A 21313-nucleotide genomic window follows, 5' to 3' on the forward strand; every position below is an offset into this window, starting at 1 on the left:
CCGTGACGTTGAACTCGGAGATCTCCGGCCGGATCCGTGACTACCGCCCGAGGCTGCCGCACCGGCAGTGGGCGCCGGTCGCCGACCAGGTACGGGCGACGGTGGCGGCTACCGCCCCGGCCACCTGCTACGAGGTGCGGCGGCTTCTGTATGCCGTCGGGCGGCTGGCGGTGTGGGCCGACAGCGGCGGACTGCCGCGCGATCCAGGGGTGTGGCTGCGGACGGAGACGATCGACGCGTTCGTACTGTCGAGCTGCCCGGGCCTGGAGGGCTCGACCGTGCAGACCTGCCGGACCTGGCTGCGTCGCACTCGGGAAGCTGCCGCGAGCCGACGCCTCTACCGGGGCTTCGACCGCATCACCACCGTCCTCGACCCCGCCCGCTGCGACCGTCGCTCGCGTCTGCCCCAGGAGATCGCCGACGCCTACGCCGACGCCTGGAACGTCCCCTCCGGCCGACAAGCCGCCGAACGGCTCCAGCAGTTGGCCAACCAGCTGGTCCTGGCCCCGGTTCGATCTGCCGACTCCCGGGGCCTTCTGCGTGGCTGGCGCGGAGACGTCGGCGTGGACGCCACCCCCATCCCGGTCCTCGCCCGCCACGCCAGCGAACGGTCCCAGACCGCCTCGGTGGAGATCACCGCGGGCTGGCACTTCAGCGGGGGCTCCGACGAAGGCACCTTCGGCTGCAGCGCCACGTTCGCCGTCGCCGCGCACCGCCGCCGCCCTGGCGAGCCCGCAGGCAAGCCGACGGCCTACCCACAGATGTGCGTCGGCCTGATCCTGGACACCCCCACCGTCCGCACCGGCCGCAACGCCGTCCTCGCCCTGGAGGAACTCGGCAGCCTCGGCCTGCCGGTGGGCACCTGCGCGGCCGACCGCGCCTACACCGGATACGCTCCCGAGAATTTCCAGATCCCCGTACGCCGCCTCGGCTACCGCCTGGCACTGGACTACAAGGTCAACGATCGTGGTGAACAGGGCAGCTGGCAGGGCGCCCTGCTCATCGACGGCTCCCTCGCCTGCCCCTGCACGCCCACCACACTGGCGCACGCCACCCAGGGCCTGGGCGACAAGGCCGTACGGGAGATCAGGGACAACCAGCAGCTCACTGACCACATCGCCGCCCGGGGACCGTACTTCCTCAAAACCAAACAAGGACCCGACGCCCGCGGCGCCATCCGCCTGCACTGCCCCGCCGCCGGACCATCCCCGTCGGTGAACTGCGCCCGCCGCGACCGGCTCCGACCCCGCACACCCCGTACTCCGGGCCCGCCCACTGCGGTGATCAATTTTGCCGACAGCCGCAAACGCGCAGCCCATCCGGCCGCCCGGCCGACCATCCAGCTTCCCGCAGACGAATGGCTCACCCACCCGCCGGCGGACGAACTGCCCGCCGTCTGCGGCAAATCCGACATCACCGTGCCCGCAGACGCCTCCGGCGACCTCAAGACCGCCAAGTTCCGGCAGGACAGCCACTACCTGTCCGACGACTGGATCGCCGCTTACAAGCCCATCCGGTCCCACAACAAGGGGATCCACGGACGCCTCAAGAGCGACGAACTCGACATCGGCAACCCGAAACACCGCCCGGCACGAGGCCAGGTCGCCCAGACCCTCCTCGTCGCCCTCATGGTCACCGTCGGCAACCTCGACATCCTCGAAGCCTGGCTCTACCAGCGCACCGGCACCCACCTCACCGACACCGACTTCGAACACATCGATCCCCAGCCACCGGCTCGGTGTCGGCCAGAGACCGGCCCGACGGCACAGACCGGACGGCCACCGCCACCACCACAGGTCTCTGAACCAGAAGAACAACACACGACCACCGCCAGCCCCGGCACCCCGGGGCCGACCGTCATGCGCTCAACAGGGCCCGACCGGACAGCGACACCGCCAAAGCCGTTGACCACCGACGTCCATCACCCCGAACACCATCGAACAGACCCCGGAAACGACGAAGATCCCGCGCGATCATCATGATCGCCGGGATCTCGTCAACCGACCTCGAGCGAACTCAAGAACGGCCGTGCGTGGACCTGTGGGGATTTGAACCCCAGACCCCCTCGATGCGAACGAGGTGCGCTACCAGACTGCGCCACAGGCCCTTGCAACGAGTGAAACTCTAGCATCCCCGTCAGGGTGCTTGGAAATCCGTTCCGGGCTGGTCAAGGCCGCGGTACGTCAGCCGTATGTCAGCCGTACGTCACTCGTTGGCGGCGCGGGGGCGGTCGCCGTCCTCGTACTGGTCGAAGAGCGGAGTGCGGCCGCGTTCGCGGGCGCGGCGGGCGGAGGCGGCGCGACGGGCGTCGGTACGGCCGCCGGCCGCGGGCTTGCCCTCCGCGTCGTCGGGCGGCTCCTCCGATCCCCCGTCAGGTGCTACGGGCTCCGCCTCCTGCTCGGGCGTGACGGCGCTGGACCGCGCGGAGCTCCACGCGTCGGGCGCCCCCAGGTCCACGTCGGAGGTGGCCCGCGGGGCGACCGGGGCGGTCACGTACGTCGGCAGCGGCACCGGTACCGGGTCCCAACTGTCCCCGTGTCCGGGGCGCTGTTGCCGTTCCCGCTGCTGGTCGACCCACTCGGCGTGGTCGGTCTGCTCGACGAGCGCGCGCCGGTCCGCGGCGAGCGCCGACAGCCCGGGGTCGGTCGCCGTCTCGGGGCTCTCGTCCGGCTCCTCGAAGGCGACGCCCGCGTCCACGGAGGCTCGTCGGCGCGGCTGGCGGGCGCGCTCACGCAGCCGCTGCGCGGCGGCCTCGGCCATCCGCCGGTCCATCTGGTAGGCGAAGCGCCGGCGCTCCTTGGAGCGCAGGTGGGCGATGTACGCGCTGAGCAGTATGGCGGGCACGCCGGGCGCCCACAGGAACGCGAGCCCTCCGACCGCGGCGACGATCGCGCCCAGCGTGAAGGCGAGGAACAGCATGACCGTCGTACGCCGACGGCGCGCGAGGACCTTCATACGCCGGGCGCGCGCCGCGGCCGCCTCCGCGGAGACCGCGCGCCGGGCGGCCTGCGCCCGCTGCGCTGCCGTCCCGGCCCCTGCTCTCCGCGCGGAGCCGCCCGCGTCCTCACGCCCGGACTCGCGGCCCGGCCCACGCGCCGCCCCCTCACGGACAGGCTCGCGCGCCGGTTCCCGCTCCGGTTCCGCCCGTCCCGGTTCCGCCCGTCCCGGTTCCGCCCGTCCCGGGCTCTGCTCCTGGACCGCCGCCCGTGCCTGCGGGTCGGTCGGAGGCATGGCGAAGGCGCGGACGTCCACCGAGTCGGTGACGGCGTCCGTGTCGACGGCGCCGGACTCCCCCTCCTCGGTGGAGCGCGCCCGCAGGTCCTTGGCGTACCGGCGCTCCATCCCCGCCCGTCCGGACAACAACCGGATGGCTGTGCTGAAGCGTTCCGTCGGACGGGCCTCGTTCAGCTCGTCCTGCCTACGGAGCCACATCGGCACCAAGTAGGCGGCCCAGGCCCCGACAATGACTGCGTAGATGAGGCCGCTGCTGCTCACGCCTCACACGGTAGAGGGGTTTGCATGAGGCCATCTGCCAATTGCGCGGTGTGTCGCACGATCTGGCTGATGTTTCGAGCTTTTTTTGTGACCGATGCGATCAGCGGACCGCCGGAGCCGTGAATTCAATGCTCCGAGGCGGTCATCCACCGATCATTTTCGAACACATATTCAATTTCCGGGGTCATGGTCACACGCGGCGCGTTACCTCGCCACACGCAGCGCGTCACATCACCTCACGCAGCGCGTCACATCACCTCACGCAGCGCGTCACATCACCTCACGCAGCGCGTTATGCGGGATTGTCGTGCGGCGTGCTCCTGGAGCGTGCCCGCTGCCAGCGCCTGAGCAAACCGTCGGGCGCCTCTTCCGCGGTGAGCGCGAACACGAGGTGGTCGCGCCAGGCGCCGTCGATGTGGAGATAGCGCGGGCGCAGCCCCTCGTCGCGGAATCCGAGTTTCTCCACCACCCGGCGGCTCGGCCCGTTCTCAGGGCGAATGCAGACCTCGATGCGGTGCAGACCGACGGCGCGGAAACAGTGGTCCACGACGAGCGCCACGGAGGTCGGCATGACACCGCGGCCGGCCACCGATTCGTCCACCCAGTAACCGATGTGCCCCGAACACATCGAGCCCCAGGTGATCCCCGCGACCGTCAGTTGTCCGACCAGTCGCCCCTGGTACTCGATGACGAACGGCAGCATCCGTCCGGCGTTCGCCTCGGCCCGCAGATGTCTGACCATCTGCCGGTAGGTCGGCCGGTGCGCGATCGGCCCACTGGGCGTGGGCGGCGGAATGGTCGCCTCCCAGGGCCGCAGCCAGTCCCGGTTGCGCCGGTTGACCTCGCGCCAGGCCCGCTGGTCGCGCATCTTTATCGGCCTCAGGACGACGTCGCCGTCCGCCAGTACGGCGGGCCAGGACACGCTGTTCAGCTCGCACCCCCACGGCCGATGTCGGGTCTCGGGTGGTCGCCGCCGCGGATCTGGTCGACGGCGTGCGCCAACAGGGGCTCCAGGACGGCCAGTCCGTCCTTCACCCCGCCGGAGGAGCCCGGCAGATTGACGATCAGTGTCCGCCCCGCCACCCCGGCCAGGCCCCGGGAGAGCGCCGCCGTCGGCACCTTCTCCCGTCCGAACGCCCTGATCGCCTCCGCGATGCCCGGGACCTCGTGGTCGATCACCTCGCGGGTCGCCTCGGGGGTGCGGTCGGTGGGCGAGATGCCGGTGCCGCCGGTGGTGACGATCACGTCGTACCCGGCGTCCACCCCGGCGCGCAGGGCGGCCTCCACGGGCGCTCCGTCCGGCACGACCTGCGGCCCGTCGACGGCGAAGCCGAAGCCCTTGAGGCCGTCGGCGACCATCGGGCCGCCCTTGTCCTCGTAGACCCCGGAGGCGGCCCGGTTGGAGGCAGTGACCACCAGAGCGCGATACGTCATGCCCGGCTCCAGGCGCCCGACTTGCCGCCCGTCTTCTCCTCGACCCGTACGTCCGTGATGACCGCTCCCTTGTCGACCGCCTTGATCATGTCGATCACGGTGAGAGCGGCGACGGAGACCGCGGTGAGCGCCTCCATCTCGACGCCCGTACGGTCCGTCGTCTTCACCGTGGCCAGGATCTCCACGGCGTCGTCCGCGACCCTCAGGTCCAGTTTCACACCGGACACCGACAACGGGTGACACAGCGGGATCAGATCCGGGGTGCGTTTGGCGCCCATGATGCCCGCGATCCGCGCGGTGGCCAGGGCGTCACCCTTGGGGACCCCTTCGCCGCGCAGCAGCTCGACCACGCGGGGCGAGACCAGGACACGGCCGCTGGCGCGAGCGGTGCGCGCGGTCACGTCCTTCCCGGACACGTCGACCATGCGGGCCGCGCCCGCCTCGTCGATGTGGGTCAGTCGGTCCTGCACAGGGGGTCCGGGGGTCTGCCCCCGGGAAGGCTCAGTCATGCGGTGTGGCGCTCCCGGTCGGGGGGCCCGGCGCGGTGTGTCGCGCGAGCTTGTCGTGCGCGACACGCTACCGCCAACCAGGAGCGCTCAGCCGAGCAGGACGACCTCGACCTCGGCGCCGGGCTCCACGGACTCCACGTCCTCGGGGACGACGATCAGCGCGTCCGCGTGCGCGAGGGCCGCGACCAGATGGGATCCGGCGCCGCCGACCGGGCTCACGGAGCCGTCGGCGTACGTCCCGCGCAGGAACTGCCGACGGCCCTTCGGCGAGGTCAGCGCCTTGTCCGCGGTCAGCTTCGCGCGGGTGAGGGGCCGGTGGACGTCGTCGAGACCCATGAGGGTGCGGATCGCGGGGCGGACGAACAGCTCGAAGGAGACGTACGACGACACGGGATTGCCCGGGAGCGCGAGCAGCGGAGTGTGGTCCGGGCCGATGGTGCCGAAGCCCTGGGGCTTTCCGGGCTGCATGGCGAGCTTGCGGAACTCGATGCCGCTGCCGTCCTCGTCGCCGACGTACGACAGCGCCTCCTTGACGACGTCGTACGCCCCGACGCTCACCCCGCCCGTGGTGACCATGAGGTCGGCTCGGACCAGCTGGTCCTCGATGGTGGAGCGGAGGGTCTCGGCGTCGTCGGCGACGGCGCCCACCCGGTAGGCGATCGCGCCGGCGTCGCGGGCGGCCGCGGTGAGGGCGAAGCTGTTGGAGTCGTGGATCTGGCCGCTGCCGAGTTCCTCGCCGGGCTGGACGAGTTCGCTGCCGGTGGACATGACGACCACGCGCGGGCGCGGGCGCACGCGGACGGTGCCGCGCCCGATGGCGGCGAGCAGGCCGATCTGCGGCGGGCCGAGGATCGTGCCCGCCTCCAGGGCGCGGTCGCCGGCCTTCACGTCGCTGCCCTGGGCGCGCACATGCGCGCGTGCCTCGGCCGGCCGGTACACGTGCACCTGCCCCTCGGCGCCCTCCGGCGCCAGGGCGCGGGCGCGCATTCCGCTCACCGGTCCCTCACCGAGCCCGCCGTCGGTCCACTCGACCGGGACCACGGTCTCGGCCCCGGGCGGCAGCGGGGCGCCGGTCATGATCCGGGCGGCCTGGCCGGGGCCGACGTGGAGCAGGCCGGCCTGGCCTGCCGCGACGTCCCCGACCACGTCGAGGACGGCGGGGTACTCCTCGCTCGCGCCCGCGACATCCGCGACCCGCACGGCGTACCCGTCCATGGAGCTGTTGTCGAACGGCGGCAGGGACACCGGCACCGTGACGTCCTCGACAAGGACACAGCCCTGGGCGTCGAGGAGCTGCAGCTCGATGGGTTCGAGGGGGCGGACGGTCGCGAGGATGTCCTCCAGGTGCTCGTCCACCGACCACAGGTGGTCGGGGCCGGTGCTGTGGGGCGCGGCGCTGCTCAACGTTGCTACATCTCCTCGGCTACGTAACTGCGAAGCCAGGCCCGGAAGTCCGGGCCCAGGTCTTCACGTTCGCATGCGAGTCTGACAATGGCACGCAGGTAGTCGCCTCGGTCGCCGGTGTCATAGCGGCGGCCCTTGAAGACGACGCCGTGCACCGGGCCGCCGACCTTCTCGTCCTCCGCGAGCTGCTGGAGGGCGTCGGTGAGCTGGATCTCGTTGCCGCGGCCGGGCTCGGTCTTGCGGAGTATGTCGAAGATGTGCGGGTCGAGGACGTAGCGGCCGATCACCGCGTAATTCGAGGGGGCGTCCGTCGGGTCGGGCTTCTCGACCAGGCCGGTGACCTTGACGACGTCGCCGTCCTCGGTGGGCTCCACGGCCGCGGAGCCGTAGAGGTGGATCTGCTCGGGCGCGACCTCCATGAGCGCGATGACGCTGCCGCCGCGCTGTTCCTGGACCTCGACCATCCGCTGGAGCAGCGGGTCGCGCGGGTCGATCAGGTCGTCGCCGAGGAGGACGGCGAAGGGCTCGTGGCCCACGTGCGGGGCGGCGCACAGGACGGCGTGGCCGAGGCCCCTGGGGTCGCCCTGGCGGACGTAGTGCATGGTCGCGAGGTCGCTGGACTCCTGCACCTTGGCGAGCCGACTCGCGTCGCCCTTCTTCTGAAGGGCCGATTCCAGCTCGTAGTTGCGGTCGAAGTGGTCCTCCAGGGGGCGCTTGTTGCGTCCCGTGATCATGAGGACGTCATCGAGACCGGCGGACACGGCCTCCTCGACCACGTACTGGATCGCCGGCTTGTCGACGACCGGCAGCATCTCCTTGGGAGTGGCCTTGGTGGCCGGCAGGAACCGGGTGCCGAGACCAGCTGCGGGAATGACAGCCTTGCTGATCCGAGGGTGCGACTGAGTCATGGCCGCAACCTTATCCGGTGCCTTTGAGAGCAATCTGTGGCTCCGGTTAATTGGCTCTCATATGAGCGTATTGAAAGGTACGGGTGCGACCTTTGAGTCCCGTCGGACGTCCGGACGAGCCTGACAAGCGCATGTTGCGGCGAGAGTTCCTCACGGTGAGGAACAGGTTGACAGCCGATGACGTGCGGGAAGCGGCCACTGCACTGGCCGGGCGGGCACGGGAGCTGCCCGAACTGGCGCGTGCGCGCACGGTGGCGGCGTACGTCTCCGTAGGGAGCGAACCCGGCACGCGCGCGCTGCTGGACGCGCTGTGCGCGCGGGGTGTGCAGGTCCTGCTCCCGGCGCTCCTGCCCGACAACGACCTCGACTGGGGCGCTTACGCCGGTGAGGGCTCCCTCGCGCGGGTCCGCCACGGCGGAAAGACGGCCCTCTTCGAGCCGGTCGGCGAGCGCCTGGGCCCGGACGCGGTGACCGCCGCCGACGTCGTACTGCTGCCCGGGCTGGCGGTCGACGCGCGCGGGATGCGGCTGGGCCGCGGCGGGGGCTCGTACGACCGGGTCCTCGCACGCCTGGAGCGGGCGGGCGCCCACCCCGCGCTGGTGGTGCTGCTGTACGACTCCGAGGTGGTCGAGCGGGTGCCCTCGGAGGCGCACGACCGGCCGGTGCAGGCAGCGGTCACGCCGTCGGGGGTGCGCCGCTTCCCTCGGCCCGCCTGAACAGAACCGACCGCCTGACACGAACCCCACCCCGCTGAACACGAACCGGCCCTCCTGAACACGAGCCCTCCTGAACATGAACCGGCCCTCCACGCGCGCGTGGAGGGCCGGTTCACTGCCATGCGTCAGCGGCTCACGGTTTCAGCACCAGCGAGTCGCTCGTGCTGTCGTCGACCGCCTTGTCGGAGAAGGACCACTCCAGCAGCTCGCCGTTGGCCCACTTGCTCGTCTGGTCGACGTAGTGGGCGCTGTAGGCGTGCCCGGAGGCGCCGGTGAGGTTGATCCACTTCGACTTGTCGAGGTCGGCGAGGTTGACCACCATCCGCATGGACGGCACCCACACGACCTCGTAGCCGCCGGCGGCGTTCCAGCCGGTCGCGTTGACCGCCGCCTCGCCGCCGCTGAGCTTCCAGGGGCCGCGGTTGAGCATGTACCGCAGGAAACCGGGGCCGTCGGTGCCCAGGGTCTGGTTCTTCAGGAACAGGCGGTGCAGCCGTCCCCAGCTCCAGGTGTCGATGTCCTTGCCGAGCTTGGCGGTCAGCTCCCAGCGGGCGTCGACCATGGCCCGCTTGAACAGTTCGTCACGGTTGTCGGCCAGGGGGTGGGTGGTGCCCGAGCGCGGTGTCTTCGGCGTCTTCCACCAGTCGCTGTTCTCGTCGTCCATGAGCGTGCGCACCACCTCGAACCAGCGGTCGCCGCCGTCCGGCTGCGCCTGGTCGGCGGCGCGCTCGCCGCACTCACGCACCTTGCCGGTGTCGTCGACCGGGCCGGTGGTGTTGACCGGGTCCACCCACAGGCACTGGCCCTCGACTCGCAGCTCCTTGGGCAGCTTGTTGCCGAAGGCGAGCTTGAGGATGTTGCGCCAGACCGAGTTGAAGTAGGCGGCCGCCGCCGAGTCGGCGTCCTGGGTGTAGTCCCAGCCCTCCAGCAGCTCCTGGGCCTCGCGGACGTCCTTGTCGCCGACGTCGATCTTCAGCAGCTTGGGCACGAGCAGCTTGGCGATCTCACTGCTGTTGTCCAACTGCATCTGCCGCATGTCGTCGGTGGAGATCTTGCCGCCACCCTTGATCTTCTGCTCGATCAGGTCGCTGATCCGCTGGCTGCGGGTGCCGTAGCCCCAGTCCGTGGTGAGCGTGTAGGGGTACTTGTCCTTGTCGACGACGGCCTGGTTGGCGGTGACGATGTAGCCGCGCTTCGGGTCGTACTCGTACGGCAGCTGGTCCGGCTTGATGTACCCGGTCCACTTGTGCTTGGGGTCCCAGCCGGGCGCCGGGACGGAGCCGTCGTCGCCCTTCGCGCGCGTGGGGATCTTTCCGGGCAGCGTGTAGCCGATGTGGTTCTCGGTGTCGGCGTAGACCAGGTTCTGCGACGGCACGTCGAACAGTGCGGCGGCCTCGCGGAAGTCGTTCCAGCCGGTCGCCCTGTCCATCGCGAAGACGGCGTCCATCGAGGTGCCCGGGTCCAGCGCGGTCCACCTCAGGGCGATGCCGTAACCGTCGCCACGGTCGGGGGCGGAGGTGTCGACGGTCGCCTTCCTGCCGACCTTCACCAGCTCCTTGTCGCGGTCGGACAGCAGGGGCATGCCGTCGCCGGTCTGCCGGACGACGATCTTCTTGGACGATCCGCCGGCGACCTTGATGGTCTCCTCGCGCGTGGTGAAGGGCTTGACCTTGCCGTCGTACAGGTAGCCGTCGCCGGAGAGCTTCTCCAGGTAGAGGTCCGTGACGTCGACACCGGAGTTCGTCATGCCCCAGGAGATGTTCTGGTTGTGGCCGATGACCACGCCGGGCATGCCCGCGAAGGTGTAGCCGGTGACGTCGTACTGGCACTTGGCGGAGACCGTGCGGCAGTGCAGGCCCATCTGGTACCAGACGGACGGCAGCGAGGCCGACAGGTGCGGGTCGTTGGCCAGCAGCGGCTTGCCCGTGATGGTGTTCCTCCCGGCGACCACCCAGGAGTTGGAGCCGATGCCGTTGCCGTTCACGCCGACGGCCGTGGGAACGTCGTCCAGGACGTCCTGGAGGGCCGACAGCTGGCTCTCCAAGGCGGTGCCGCCCGTTCCGGTGGTGCCGCCCGTTCCGGTGGTGCCACCGGTACCGCCAGCACCGGAAACGCCGCTCGTGCCGGAGACGCCCGTGCCGGAGACGCCGCTCGTGCCACTGGTGGACGAGCCGTCGCCCGACGAGTCGTCGCCCCCGTCGAAGGTCCCCGTCAGCTCGTCGTACTCGCCGTCCTGGACTATCGCCTGGTTACGACGGTAGGGGTACTCCGGGTAGAGGTCGGCGATCTGCTTGGGGCCGAGACGGCTGGTCATCATGGCGCGGTCGATCTCGTCCTGCATGTTGCCGCGCAGGTCCCAGGCCATCGCCTTCAGCCACGAGACCGAGTCGACCGGGGTCCACTGCGCGGGCTTGTAGTCGTTGGTGAAGCCCAGCGCCGCGTACTCCAGGGAGATGTCCTCGCCGCTCTTGCCCTGGAGGTAGGCGTTGACCCCCTTGGCGTAAGCCTGGAGGTACTTCTTCGTGGAGGCCGACAGCGTCTTGTCATACTCCCGCTTCGCCACCCGGTCCCAGCCCAGGGTGCGCAGGAACTCGTCGTTGTCGACCTGGCCCCTGCCGAACATCTCCGAGAGACGCCCGGAGGTCATGTGGCGGCGCACGTCCATCTCGTAGAACCGGTCCTGCGCCTGGACGTAACCCTGCGCCATGAACAGGTCCGCGTCGGAGGACGCGTAGATCTGCGGGATGCCGTTGCCGTCACGCTTGACGTCCACGGGCCCGGACAGCCCGTCCAGCGTGGTCGAACCCTTGGTCTGCGGGAACGACCCGCGGACGGTACTGATGGACCAGTACGCCCCGTAGGCCACGCCTCCGACGATGGCCAGCACCAGGACGAATACGAGCAGACGGGCTTTGCGCCCCTTCTTCCTGCCGGACTTGCCGGGCTTGTGACCCGATGAGGCGGTGGTGTTGGGGGGCATCGCTGTCCTTGCTGTCCTCACGCGAGCGGCAGGGCGGGCTGTGCTTTTGACTGAGCGCTGGAGCAACCATAGGCGCAGGGCCCGGTGCCACTTGACGCGGAGTCGGGAACCCGGCCGGACGGACGTTCGATCTTGCCTTGCCGAGCGTCAAGAAATCGTCAAGAGTTAGGTAAGGTAACGAAGTACTTGGGTGCGAAACAATGTGCCTTCGTGTCCGATGTACGTGAGCCCGCGCGCGCGACGCCGCGGGCCAGGGAAGGGAACGGCCGCTGACTGTCCACCATCTCAACCAGCTCCTCCTCGTCTGCTCGCTCGTCCTGCTCGTCGCCGTGGCAGCGGTCCGGATCTCCTCGCGCAGCGGGCTCCCCAGCCTGCTCGTCTACCTGGGGATCGGCGTCGCCATGGGCCAGGACGGCATCGGCGCCATCCGCTTCGACAACGCCGAACTGACCCAGGTCATCGGATACGCGGCCCTCGTCGTGATCCTGGCCGAGGGCGGTCTGGGCACGAAGTGGAAGGAGATCAAGCCGGCCCTGCCCGCCGCCTCCGTACTGGCGCTGGGCGGGGTCGCGGTGAGCGTCGGGGTGACAGCGGCGGCCGCGCACTACCTGATCGGGCTGGAGTGGCGGCAGGCACTGATCGTCGGGGCGGTCGTCTCCTCGACGGACGCGGCGGCGGTCTTCTCGGTGCTGCGCAGGATTCCCCTCCCCGCGCGCGTGACGGGCACGCTGGAGGCCGAGTCCGGCTTCAACGACGCCCCGGTGGTCATCCTGGTGGTCGCCTTCTCCACGGCCGGTCCGGTCGACCACTGGTATGTGCTGCTCGGGGAGATAGCCCTGGAGCTGGCCATCGGCGCCGCCATCGGTCTCGCGGTGGGCTGGCTGGGCTCCTGGGGCCTCAGACACGTCGCCCTGCCCGCCTCCGGCCTCTACCCGATCGCGGTCATGGCGATCGCCGTCACGGCCTACGCGGCGGGCGCGATGGCCCACGGCAGCGGCTTCCTCGCGGTCTATCTCGCCTCGATGATGCTGGGCAACGCCAAGCTGCCACACTGGCCCGCCACACGCGGTTTCGCCGACGGACTCGGCTGGATCGCCCAGATCGGCATGTTCGTCCTGCTCGGTCTGCTGGTCACCCCGCACGAACTGGGCGACGACATCTGGCCGGCGCTCGTCATCGGCCTGGTGCTGACGATGGTGGCGCGCCCGCTGAGCATCGTGCTGTGCCTGACGCCGTTCCGGGTGCCCTGGCAGGAGCAGGCCCTCATGTCCTGGGCCGGGCTGCGCGGCGCGGTGCCCATCATCCTGGCGACCATCCCGATGGTGCAGGGCGTCGAGGCCAGCCGCCGCATCTTCAACATCGTCTTCGTGCTGGTCGTCGTCTACACCCTGATCCAGGGCCCCACCCTGCCCTGGCTGGCGCGCAGACTGAGGCTGGGCGCGGACGCCGAGGCCGCCGACCTCGGGATCGAGTCGGCGCCCCTGGAGCGACTGCGCGGGCATCTGCTGTCCGTCGCGATCCCCGAGGGCTCGAAGATGCACGGCGTCGAGGTGGGCGAGCTGCGGCTGCCGACCGGGGCCGCGGTCACCCTCGTCGTCCGGGATGGAAAATCGTTCGTTCCGCTGCCAGCGACGGTGCTGCGACGCGGCGACGAACTGCTCGTGGTGGCCACCGATCCCGTCCGGGACGCGGCGGAACGGCGGCTGCGCGCGGTCGGACACGGCGGCAAGCTGGCCGGATGGCTCGGCACGAGCGGCAACGGCGGCGGGCGTTAAGGGCGCGTTTCATATCGTACAGTTGACCGGTTCGCCACTCTTCGGGATGAGAAGGCGCGCTTTCGTGCCCAAACAGCCCCACAGGAGCCGACCATCACCGGTAAGTTCAGCTTGTCCGACAGCACGTTCGTCGGACCTACCGCCGGACGGGCGGAAAGTGACGCCTGTGGAGGCCCGCGTAAGACCAGTCCCTCTCGAGGGAAGGCGAGGGCCGATGAAGCAGGAACCCGCGGTGGCACCACCCAACGGTGCGGACCAGAATCACCTGCCTCGCAGGTGAGGGCGTCAACAGGCGGCAGAAAGGCCAGGGCCGCCGCATCCACGGTCACTCCCGACCAACAGGGTGATCGCCCGGGGTACAAGAACCTTCTGTGCACCCCGGGCGCCTGGCGTTTCCTGCTCCCCGGCTTCGCGGCACGCCAGCCCTTCGCGATGCTCACCGTCTCCATCGTGCTGCTGGTGCGGCACACCACCGGCTCCTACGCGACGGCGGGCGCCGCCGCGGCCGTCACCGGTGTCGCCATGGCCCTGTTCGCACCCTGGAGCGGCCGCCTCGCCGACCGCTACGGACAGCGTGCGGTGCTGGTTCCGGGCATTGTGGCGCACTCCCTGTCCGGTCTCGCCCTCACAGCGCTCGCGCTCTCCCACGCCCCTTTGTGGGCACTGCTCGCGGCGGCCGTGCCCACCGGCGCCTCCACACCCCAGATCGGGCCCATGGTGCGCGCCCGCTGGGCGGTGAAGCTCCAGGGCTCGCCCCTGATGTCCACCGCGGCGGCATTCGAGTCGGTCACCGACGAGTTCACCTTCGTCATCGGACCGCTGCTCGCCACCGCGCTGTGCACCGCGGTGGACCCGGCCGCCGGTCTGGTCACCGAGGCGTCACTGACCCTGCTCGGCGGTCTGCTGTTCGCCGCCCGGAGGAGCACTCAGCCCTCGGTCGCCGTCGGCGCCGGGCACGCGCGCGTGGAGCGCACCTCCGCTCTGCGCATCCCCGGAGTACGCGTCCTGATCGTGGCCTTCCTCGGCATCGGTTCCGTCTTCGGCGGCATGCAGGTCTCGCTGGCCGCGTTCACCGAGTCGATCGGCGAACCGGGCCTGAACGGTGTCCTCTACGGCACCTTCGCCACCGGCAACATGCTCTCCGGCCTGGTCTGCGGCGCCATCGCCTGGAAGGCGGCCCCGAGGCGGCGGCTGCTCGTCGGGTACGCCGCCCTCGCGCTGACCGCGTCCGGCCTGTGGGCCGCCCACTCGGTACTCGTCCTGGCCGGCCTGGGTCTGCTCGTCGGCATGTGTGTCGCGCCGTCCCTGATCACCGGCTACACCTTGGTCGAGGACCTGGTCCCGGCCGGCGCCCGCACCGAGGCCTTCACCTGGCTGACCGGCGCGGTCGGGCTCGGCCAGGCGGCGGCCGTCACGATCGCCGGGCAACTGGAGGACCGCTTCCGGGGCGGCGCCGGGTTCCTGGTGCCGATGGGCGGCACGCTGCTCGCCCTGGCGACCCTCCTGGCGCTGCGTTCGCGGCTCGCGGCACGGCCTCGCGAGCGGACCGTGGCACGTGGCGTGGGACACCGCACACCGGTGACAGTGGACTGATGCTCGGGAATACGTCAATATAGATCGTCGTTAGCACTCATCGAGTGAGAGTGCCAGGAGGAAGACAAGTGCCGACCTACCAGTACCAGTGCACCGAGTGCGGCGAGGGCCTCGAGGCGGTGCAGAAGTTCACCGATGACGCCCTGACCGTATGCCCGAACTGCCAGGGCCGCCTCAAGAAGGTGTTCTCCGCGGTCGGCATCGTCTTCAAGGGCTCCGGCTTCTACCGCAACGACAGCCGCAGCTCCTCGTCGAGCAGCTCGCCGGCGTCGGCCCCGAAGCCGGCGACGACCACGTCCGACGCCAAGCCGTCGAGCTCGACGAGCTCGACGAGCTCGACGAGCTCGTCATCGGCGTCCTCAACGTCCTCGGACTCGAAGTCGTCGGGCACCGGCACCTCGTCCAGCAGCAGCTCCGCCGCATAGGGACCGCTTCTTACGGGATCCTGCCGTCTGTCCGACGGCAGGATCTTCGGCATCTGCGACGGCGGCCGTCTGTCCGATGGCGGCCGTCTGTCCGATGGCGGCCGTCTGTCCGATGGCGGGGTCTTCAGCATCTGCGGCGGCTACTGCCTGTCGCGGCACTAGGGTGCGGGCATGGCGAACAAGGCGAACGCAGAGATCGGCGTGATCGGCGGTTCCGGTTTCTACTCGTTCCTCGAGGACGTGACCGAGCTCCAGGTGGACACCCCCTACGGGCCGCCCAGCGACTCCCTCTTCCTCGGCGAGGTCGCCGGCCGGCGGGTCGCCTTCCTGCCCCGACACGGACGCGGCCACCATCTCCCACCGCACCGCATCAACTACCGGGCCAACCTGTGGGCCCTGCGGTCCGTGGGCGTGCGCCAGGTCCTCGGCCCGTGCGCGGTGGGCGGCCTGCGCCCCGAGTACGGGCCGGGCACCCTGCTCGTGCCGGACCAACTGGTCGACCGGACCAAGTCCCGCCCGGGCACGTACTTCGACGGACTCCCGCTGCCGGACGGCACGATGCCGAACGTGGTGCATGTGTCCCTGGCCGACCCCTACTGCCCTGCCGGGCGTGCGGCCGCGCTGAAGGCGGCCCACGAGCGGGACTGGGAGGCGGTGGACGGCGGCGCACTGGTCGTGATCGAGGGTCCGCGCTTCTCGACCCGTGCCGAATCGTTGTGGCACCAGGCCCAGGGCTGGTCGGTGGTCGGCATGACCGGACACCCCGAGGCCCCTCTCGCCCGTGAACTGGAACTCTGCTACACGTCGTTGACCCTGGTCACCGATCTCGACGCCGGCGCCGAGACCGGCGAGGGCGTCTCCCACGACGAGGTGTTGCGGGTGTTCGCGGCGAACGTGGACCGGCTGCGGGGTGTGCTGTTCGACGCGGTGGCCGCACTGCCCTCGACCGCGGAGCGGGACTGCCTGTGCATGAACGCGCTGGGCGGAATGGATCCGGGGTTCGTGCTGCCGTAGCGGCGACACGGGGCCGATACGCGGGGATGCGTAGGGATACGTAGGGATATAAAGCGATACAAGGCCGTGCGAGGGCAGGCGGAACGTCACGTTCGGGTGAGGGAGTTGTCCACAACTCGCCAGTAGCTCACAGGCCTCAGCGGGAATCGGCGCGAAGCCGCATCGTGGGATCGCAAGCCGATTCCTCGTCACAGGTGGTATCCCATGCCCTTCGCTCCCGCACCCTGGCCCACGCGCTCACCCTCTTCCTCGCCCGCACCGTCTTCGTCCGGGCCCCCGTCTCCCTCCTCCCTTTCCTCCACTCCCTTTTCCTCCGCTCCCCATTCCTCCTCTCCCGTTTCCCCGCGCCCGCCAGGTCTGGATGCTCCCCCGACGTGCGAGGTCCCGCACTTCGCACCGGTTCGTGTGCGCGGCGGGCGGTATCAACTGCAGCGACTCGTACGACATCGAAGGCGGGCGGTGGCGGCCGGTCTCGTCGTCACGGCGGCCGCGGTCCTGGCGGCGGGGCCCCGGGAGACGGATCAGGCCCGGGGCCATCCCGTGGCGGATCCGGTTCGGGAACGCCGTGCCGTCCAGCTTGTGACGGCACCGGTGCGGATCGCCGACGGGGCCACAGTGCGACTGCTGCGGCCCGGTGACCGGGTGGACGTCATCGCCGCCGAGCAGACGGCGACGGGCGGCGACGCTCGCGTGGTCGCGCGCGGGGCACGGGTGACGAAGCTCCCGGAGGCGCTGGACACACCGGAAGACGCGGCCGGGGCAGGGGCGTTGGTGATGCTGTCGGTACCGCGTGCCACTGCGGCACGGCTCGCCGGCGCGAGCACGACGGCACGGCTGGCCGTGACACTGTGCTGAGCCGGACAACCCGTATTCCGCGCGCTTCCCCGTCAAGTCCCTCGTTGAAGCCGCCCGACTGGACAGGGTCGCCACGACCTGACGTAGGTTGCGGAGCTGTTTGTTCCACACCCTGCGCAGGCGAGGAGAGTCCCCTAAATGAGCGAGAAGAAGCCGAGCGTCTGGCATGGCTTCAAGGCCTTCCTGATGCGCGGGAACGTCGTCGATCTGGCCGTTGCGGTGGTCATCGGTGCGGCCTTCACCAACATCGTCAACTCCCTGGTGAAGGGAATCATCAACCCGCTGGTCGGAGCGATCGGTACGCAGAACCTCGACAGTTACTACTCATGCCTCAAGGACCCCTGCAAGGGCACGGGCGACCACGTGACCGGTGTCAGGATCCTGTGGGGATCCGTCCTCGGAGCCACTCTCACCTTCGTGATCACGGCGGCCGTCGTCTACTTCCTGATGGTTCTGCCCATGTCGAAGTACCTGGCGCGCATGGAGGCCCGGAGGAAGGCGAAGGAGGGTGCGCACGAGGTCATCGAGCTGACCGAGCTGGAGGTACTGAAGGAGATCCGCGACACGTTGCTCGCACAGCAGCGGCAGCGCGGTTCGGGCTACGAGAAGCGGTAGCGGGGGCGGTCCGCGGCGCCCGGCGGGCTCAGAGGTGGTGGGGCGGCTTCTCATCGAGGAAGCGCTTCAGGTCGGCCGCGCTGTCGCTGCCGGGCAGCTCGCCCCATCCCCGGTCCGTGTCGTCCGAGGACTGCCGGTCCAGCGGGTCGTCGAAGATCAGCGCGGGCTTCGGCTCGCGCGGCTCGGAGTCGGGGACGGTACTCATGCGTTCAGGGTACGGCCCGGAGGCGAACCCTCGCTTGCGAAGCCCTGCACAGGCATGTCGGTGGGGCATCTGCTGTGCCGGCGACGGTCGCCGTGAAGTCGGGCATCGGCGAGAACGACGCGCTGGGCGACCTGCTGCCGATCGCCGCGGGTGGGCTGCTGATCATTTTCGCCGCCTGGTGGATCTACTTCGTGGTGCCTATCCACGGTCATCTGCGCACCAGCGGGCAGGCGTTCCAGTGGGGATACGGCCGCTACCTGGTCTTCGCCTCGGCGGCGGCGATCGGCGCCGGGCTGGAGGTCGCGGTGGAGCAGGCGCTCGGCAAAGCGCACATCTCCACGCTGGCCGCGTCAGCGGCCGTGACCCTGCCGACGGCGCTGTACCTGCTCACCGTGTGGGCGCTGCACGCACGGCACTTCAAGGTGGGCATCACTCAGCAACTGGTGCTGCCGACCACCGCACTCCTGGTGATCGTCTGCACCTTCCTCGGCGACTGGGCGGTGCTCGCGGCAGGCATCGTGTCGGCGCCGGCGGTGGCGGTCGGTTCGACGCTGACGGCACGCATGGCCTCGTGGGAGAGCGGGGTGGGGTCGCAGGCGGCCCGAACCGTCTGAGCCCGGCTGAAGGGCGCGGGAGCGCACCGGCCCCCGGTGCCTGGACAAGACTGGGGCCCATGACAGTTGACGCATTGACGGACGTCGCCGGTGTCCGGGTGGGACACGCCACACGTACCGGCGGGGGCTGGCTCACCGGGACCACGGTCGTGCTCGCGCCGGAGGGCGGGGCCGTGGCCGCCGTCGACGTACGCGGCGGCGGGCCCGGCACCAAGGAGACCGACGCGCTCGACCCGCGCAACCTGGTGCGGAAGGTCGACGCGATCGTGCTGACCGGCGGCAGCGCGTACGGGCTGGACGCGGCCTCCGGGGTGATGGCCTGGCTGGAGGAGCGGGGCCGCGGAGTACGGGTCGGGGCGGACCCGGCGCACGTCGTCCCGGTGGTGCCCGCGGCCTGTGTCTTCGACCTGGGGCGGGGCGGCGACTTCCGGGCCAGGCCGGACGCGGCCACGGGACGCGCCGCGGTCGAGGCGGCCGCGGCGAGCGAGGCCGGCGTGCGGGTGCCGCAGGGGTGCGTGGGCGCGGGGGCGGGCGCCACGGTCGGTCCGCTCAAGGGCGGTGTCGGCACCGCGAGTACGGTCCTCGGCTCGGGTATCACGGTGGCCGCGCTGGTGGTGGCCAACGCGGCGGGCGCGGTGACCCACCCGGAAACGGGCGTGCTGTACGGGGAGTTGTTCCAGGGGCGCGTGGCGTACCCGGAGCCACATGTCCATGAGGCCGCACTCCGGCGCCTCACCGAGGCCGCCGGGCGGAACACCCCGCCCCCACTCAACACCACCCTGGCGGTGGTCGCCACCGACGCGGACCTGTCGAAGGCCCAGGCCCAGAAAATGGCCGGCACGGCTCACGACGGCATCGCCCGCGCCGTACGCCCAGTGCACCTCCTCCACGACGGCGACACGGTCTTCGCCCTGGCCACCGGCACCCGCTCCCTCGGCCCCGCCGACCCTGGCAGCCCCGGCAGCCCTGTCACCGACCCTGACGTCACGGACCAGCACGTCACGGACCAGCACGTCACCGACAACCCCCTCGCCCTCAACGAGATCCTCGCGGCCGCGGCCGACACCGTGACCCGCGCCATCGTCCACGCCGTCCGCGCGGCGGAACCGGTGGACGGGCCGGGCGGTGCGTGGCCGTCGTACGGGGAGTTGTACGGGCACGCATAGGGGGACCTGCACGGGGAAGTCCAGGGGAAGTCCAGGGGGAGTCCAGGGGGAGTCCAGGGGGAGTCCGCACAGGGAGGCGCAGCGCGAGGTGCACGGGGAAGTACAGGGAAGCCGCTGGGCGGTCGTCGACCGACGGCCGACGGCCGACGGCCGACGGCCCGGGTATGGCGATTGTCCCGGTTGTGTCACGCGAAGGCGTTCATCCCCGCCGCTGGGAACCCGACCCGTCCTCGATCCCCTCTTTCTCCACGCACTGGAGCGGATCACCCACACCACATGAACCGGGAGCAGCTCGTGACAAGGCCGGACACAACAACGCGGCGTGTGCTCGGGGTAGGTGCCGTCCTGACGGTCGGCGCCCTGACCCTGACGGCCTGCGGTGGAAGCGCGGACACCGGGACCGACGGCAAGGGCGGTGACGGCTCGCCCCGCACGTCCGCCGCGAAGATCCTCATCTCGGCGAAGAACGGTTCGACCGGTGCGTCGATCAACTCGACCGGTGTGCAGGTCACGAACGGCACACTGACCGGGGTGAAGATGACGGTCGCGGGTACGGGCCGGCCTGTCACCGGGACGTTGGCGGCGGGCGGTGGCGGGTGGAAGCCGAAGGAACAGCTGGAGCGCGGGACGAAGTACGAGATATCGGCGACGGCGAAGGACTCAAAGGGCAAGGCGACCGCCGCGGACTCCGTGTTCACCACCGTCTCCAAGGCGAACAGCTTCATCGGCACGTACACGCCCGACAACGGGACGACGGTCGGCGTCGGGATGCCGGTGTCGTTCACCTTCGACAAGGCCATCACCGACAGGAAGGCCGTTCAGTCACACATCACGGTCAGTTCCAGCGGCGGGCAGAAGGTGGTCGGGCACTGGTTCGGGGCGCAACGGCTCGACTTCCGGCCCGAGGAGTACTGGAAGGCCGGATCCAAAGTCACGATGAAGATCGACCTGGACGGGGTCAAGAGCACGAACGGCGTCATCGGGGTGCAGAAGAAGACCGTCACCTTCACGATCGGGCGCTCACAGGTGTCGACGGTCGATGTGAACGCGCAGACCATGACGGTGGTGCGGGACGGCAGGACCCTCAGGAAGGTGCCGATCTCGGCGGGCAGCCCCGAGTTCACCACGTACAACGGACAGATGGTGATCTCCGAGAAGTACCCGCAGATCCGGATGGACAGCAGGACGGTCGACCTCGCCAACGCGTACAACATCCCGGACGTCCCGCACGCGATGCGGCTGACGAGTTCGGGGACCTTCATCCACGGCAACTACTGGTACAACAAGGCCAACCCGCCCTTCGGCCGCGAGGGCACCAGCCACGGCTGCGTGGGCCTGCAGGACGTACGGGGCGCCCAGGGCGACACGACGGCCAAGTGGTTCTACGACAGCTCGATCCTCGGGGACGTGGTGATCGTCAAGCACTCCCCGGACAAGACGGTGACTCCCGACAACGGGCTCAACGGCTGGAACATGGCATGGAGCGAGTGGATCGCGGGCAGCGCCACCTGATCCCGGCCCGAACCGCAAGCAGCCGCTGACCGGCGATTTTTGACGAATCATCCGTTCTCGTGGGAACTTTCCCCGCGGACCGGGCGTTTTCCC

At 70.2% G+C, this 21313-nt stretch carries 18 protein-coding genes, 1 tRNA gene and 1 pseudogene; 11 read left to right on the plus strand and 9 right to left on the minus strand.

The features are described from left to right. The first annotated feature begins 2 nt into the window (after nt 1–2). Nucleotides 3–1982 carry a hypothetical protein gene (locus M2271_RS28520; RefSeq protein ID WP_280890217.1) on the plus strand — a complete coding sequence of 660 codons (1980 nt, stop codon included), beginning with the start codon at nt 3–5 and terminating at the stop codon, nt 1980–1982. Between the two features lie 51 nt (nt 1983–2033). On the opposite strand, the gene M2271_RS28525 is transcribed toward M2271_RS28520, so the two are convergent. From M2271_RS28525 to galU, 7 genes are all read right to left on the minus strand, one after another. Continuing rightward, nucleotides 2034–2107, minus strand: a tRNA-Ala gene (locus tag M2271_RS28525). A 98-nt stretch (nt 2108–2205) separates the two neighbouring features. Then, nucleotides 2206–3495, minus strand: coding sequence for a gephyrin-like molybdotransferase receptor GlpR (gene glpR / locus M2271_RS28530; RefSeq protein ID WP_280890218.1), 1290 nt, complete (start codon nt 3493–3495; stop codon nt 2206–2208). Between the two features lie 292 nt (nt 3496–3787). Then, nucleotides 3788–4426, minus strand: a complete 639-nt coding sequence (locus tag M2271_RS28535; RefSeq protein WP_280890274.1) for a GNAT family protein — start codon at nt 4424–4426, stop codon at nt 3788–3790. Continuing rightward, on the minus strand, nt 4423–4929 hold the full coding sequence (locus M2271_RS28540) for a MogA/MoaB family molybdenum cofactor biosynthesis protein (RefSeq protein ID WP_280890219.1): 507 nt from the start codon (nt 4927–4929) through the stop codon (nt 4423–4425). The genes M2271_RS28535 and M2271_RS28540 overlap by 4 nt, the downstream gene beginning before the upstream one ends. Further along, on the minus strand, nt 4926–5438 hold the full coding sequence (moaC, locus tag M2271_RS28545; RefSeq protein ID WP_280890220.1) for a cyclic pyranopterin monophosphate synthase MoaC: 513 nt from the start codon (nt 5436–5438) through the stop codon (nt 4926–4928). Before moaC ends, M2271_RS28540 begins: the two co-directional genes overlap by 4 nt. 87 nt (nt 5439–5525) lie before the next feature. Then, nucleotides 5526–6842, minus strand: a complete 1317-nt coding sequence (gene glp, locus M2271_RS28550; RefSeq protein ID WP_280890221.1) for a gephyrin-like molybdotransferase Glp — start codon at nt 6840–6842, stop codon at nt 5526–5528. Between the two features lie 5 nt (nt 6843–6847). After that, nucleotides 6848–7750 (minus strand): UTP--glucose-1-phosphate uridylyltransferase GalU, encoded by a 903-nt coding sequence (gene galU / locus M2271_RS28555; RefSeq protein WP_280890222.1) that lies wholly within the window; start codon nt 7748–7750, stop codon nt 6848–6850. 131 nt (nt 7751–7881) lie between these two features. Between galU and M2271_RS28560 the strand changes: the two genes are divergently transcribed. Continuing rightward, nucleotides 7882–8466, plus strand: a complete 585-nt coding sequence (locus M2271_RS28560) for a 5-formyltetrahydrofolate cyclo-ligase (RefSeq protein ID WP_280890223.1) — start codon at nt 7882–7884, stop codon at nt 8464–8466. 133 nt (nt 8467–8599) lie between these two features. Here M2271_RS28560 and M2271_RS28565 read toward each other — a convergent pair whose 3' ends face one another. Continuing rightward, entirely contained in the window at nt 8600–11446 is a 2847-nt protein-coding gene (locus M2271_RS28565; protein ID WP_280890224.1) for a penicillin acylase family protein, read from the minus strand. Nucleotides 11447–11715: 269 nt separating this feature from the next. Here M2271_RS28565 and M2271_RS28570 point away from each other — a divergent pair, with 269 nt between their 5' ends. The 6 genes from M2271_RS28570 (at nt 11716) to mscL (ending at nt 17723) form a co-directional block, all read left to right on the plus strand. Further along, nucleotides 11716–13221, plus strand: coding sequence for a potassium/proton antiporter (locus tag M2271_RS28570; RefSeq protein WP_280890275.1), 1506 nt, complete (start codon nt 11716–11718; stop codon nt 13219–13221). Nucleotides 13222–13590: 369 nt separating this feature from the next. Continuing rightward, a complete protein-coding gene (locus tag M2271_RS28575; RefSeq protein WP_280890276.1) occupies nt 13591–14814 on the plus strand; it encodes an MFS transporter in 1224 nt (407 codons plus the stop codon). 68 nt (nt 14815–14882) lie between these two features. Beyond that, on the plus strand, nt 14883–15239 hold the full coding sequence (locus tag M2271_RS28580; RefSeq protein ID WP_280890225.1) for an FmdB family zinc ribbon protein: 357 nt from the start codon (nt 14883–14885) through the stop codon (nt 15237–15239). Nucleotides 15240–15410: 171 nt separating this feature from the next. After that, nucleotides 15411–16253: an S-methyl-5'-thioadenosine phosphorylase gene (locus M2271_RS28585; RefSeq protein WP_280890226.1), complete on the plus strand. Its 843-nt coding sequence runs from the start codon at nt 15411–15413 to the stop codon at nt 16251–16253. A gap of 204 nt (nt 16254–16457) precedes the next feature. Beyond that, on the plus strand, nt 16458–17108 hold the full coding sequence (locus M2271_RS28590; protein ID WP_280890227.1) for a hypothetical protein: 651 nt from the start codon (nt 16458–16460) through the stop codon (nt 17106–17108). Nucleotides 17109–17246: 138 nt separating this feature from the next. Next, nucleotides 17247–17723 carry a large conductance mechanosensitive channel protein MscL gene (mscL, locus tag M2271_RS28595; RefSeq protein WP_280890228.1) on the plus strand — a complete coding sequence of 159 codons (477 nt, stop codon included), beginning with the start codon at nt 17247–17249 and terminating at the stop codon, nt 17721–17723. Nucleotides 17724–17751: 28 nt separating this feature from the next. Here mscL and M2271_RS28600 read toward each other — a convergent pair whose 3' ends face one another. Further along, on the minus strand, nt 17752–17928 hold the full coding sequence (locus M2271_RS28600; RefSeq protein WP_280890229.1) for a hypothetical protein: 177 nt from the start codon (nt 17926–17928) through the stop codon (nt 17752–17754). Between the two features lie 80 nt (nt 17929–18008). Between M2271_RS28600 and M2271_RS28605 the strand changes: the two are divergent. The 3 genes and pseudogenes from M2271_RS28605 to M2271_RS28615 all read left to right on the plus strand — a co-directional run. After that, nucleotides 18009–18542, plus strand: a pseudogene (locus M2271_RS28605) (low temperature requirement protein A); the annotation flags it as partial. A 59-nt stretch (nt 18543–18601) separates the two neighbouring features. After that, nucleotides 18602–19708 (plus strand): P1 family peptidase, encoded by a 1107-nt coding sequence (locus tag M2271_RS28610; protein ID WP_280890230.1) that lies wholly within the window; start codon nt 18602–18604, stop codon nt 19706–19708. Nucleotides 19709–19984: 276 nt separating this feature from the next. Further along, on the plus strand, nt 19985–21220 hold the full coding sequence (locus tag M2271_RS28615; RefSeq protein WP_280890231.1) for an Ig-like domain-containing protein: 1236 nt from the start codon (nt 19985–19987) through the stop codon (nt 21218–21220). Nucleotides 21221–21313 lie beyond the last annotated feature (93 nt).

It is taken from the genome of Streptomyces sp. LBL (assembly GCF_029893585.1).
GTDB lineage: Bacteria > Actinomycetota > Actinomycetes > Streptomycetales > Streptomycetaceae > Streptomyces.

Excerpts from the sequence above, each read along its gene's own strand:
- M2271_RS28615 (WP_280890231.1), top strand. The coding sequence starts at position 19,985 with ATGAACCGGGAGCAGCTCGTGACAAGGCCGGACACAACAACGCGGCGT.
- mscL (WP_280890228.1), top strand. The coding sequence starts at position 17,247 with ATGAGCGAGAAGAAGCCGAGCGTCTGGCATGGCTTCAAGGCCTTCCTG.
- M2271_RS28565 (WP_280890224.1), bottom strand. The coding sequence starts at position 11,446 with ATGCCCCCCAACACCACCGCCTCATCGGGTCACAAGCCCGGCAAGTCC.
- M2271_RS28540 (WP_280890219.1), bottom strand. The coding sequence starts at position 4,929 with ATGACGTATCGCGCTCTGGTGGTCACTGCCTCCAACCGGGCCGCCTCC.
- galU (WP_280890222.1), bottom strand. The coding sequence starts at position 7,750 with ATGACTCAGTCGCACCCTCGGATCAGCAAGGCTGTCATTCCCGCAGCT.
- M2271_RS28600 (WP_280890229.1), bottom strand. The coding sequence starts at position 17,928 with ATGAGTACCGTCCCCGACTCCGAGCCGCGCGAGCCGAAGCCCGCGCTG.
- M2271_RS28560 (WP_280890223.1), top strand. The coding sequence starts at position 7,882 with ATGTTGCGGCGAGAGTTCCTCACGGTGAGGAACAGGTTGACAGCCGAT.
- M2271_RS28585 (WP_280890226.1), top strand. The coding sequence starts at position 15,411 with ATGGCGAACAAGGCGAACGCAGAGATCGGCGTGATCGGCGGTTCCGGT.
- moaC (WP_280890220.1), bottom strand. The coding sequence starts at position 5,438 with ATGACTGAGCCTTCCCGGGGGCAGACCCCCGGACCCCCTGTGCAGGAC.
- M2271_RS28590 (WP_280890227.1), top strand. The coding sequence starts at position 16,458 with ATGCCCTTCGCTCCCGCACCCTGGCCCACGCGCTCACCCTCTTCCTCG.
- M2271_RS28610 (WP_280890230.1), top strand. The coding sequence starts at position 18,602 with ATGACAGTTGACGCATTGACGGACGTCGCCGGTGTCCGGGTGGGACAC.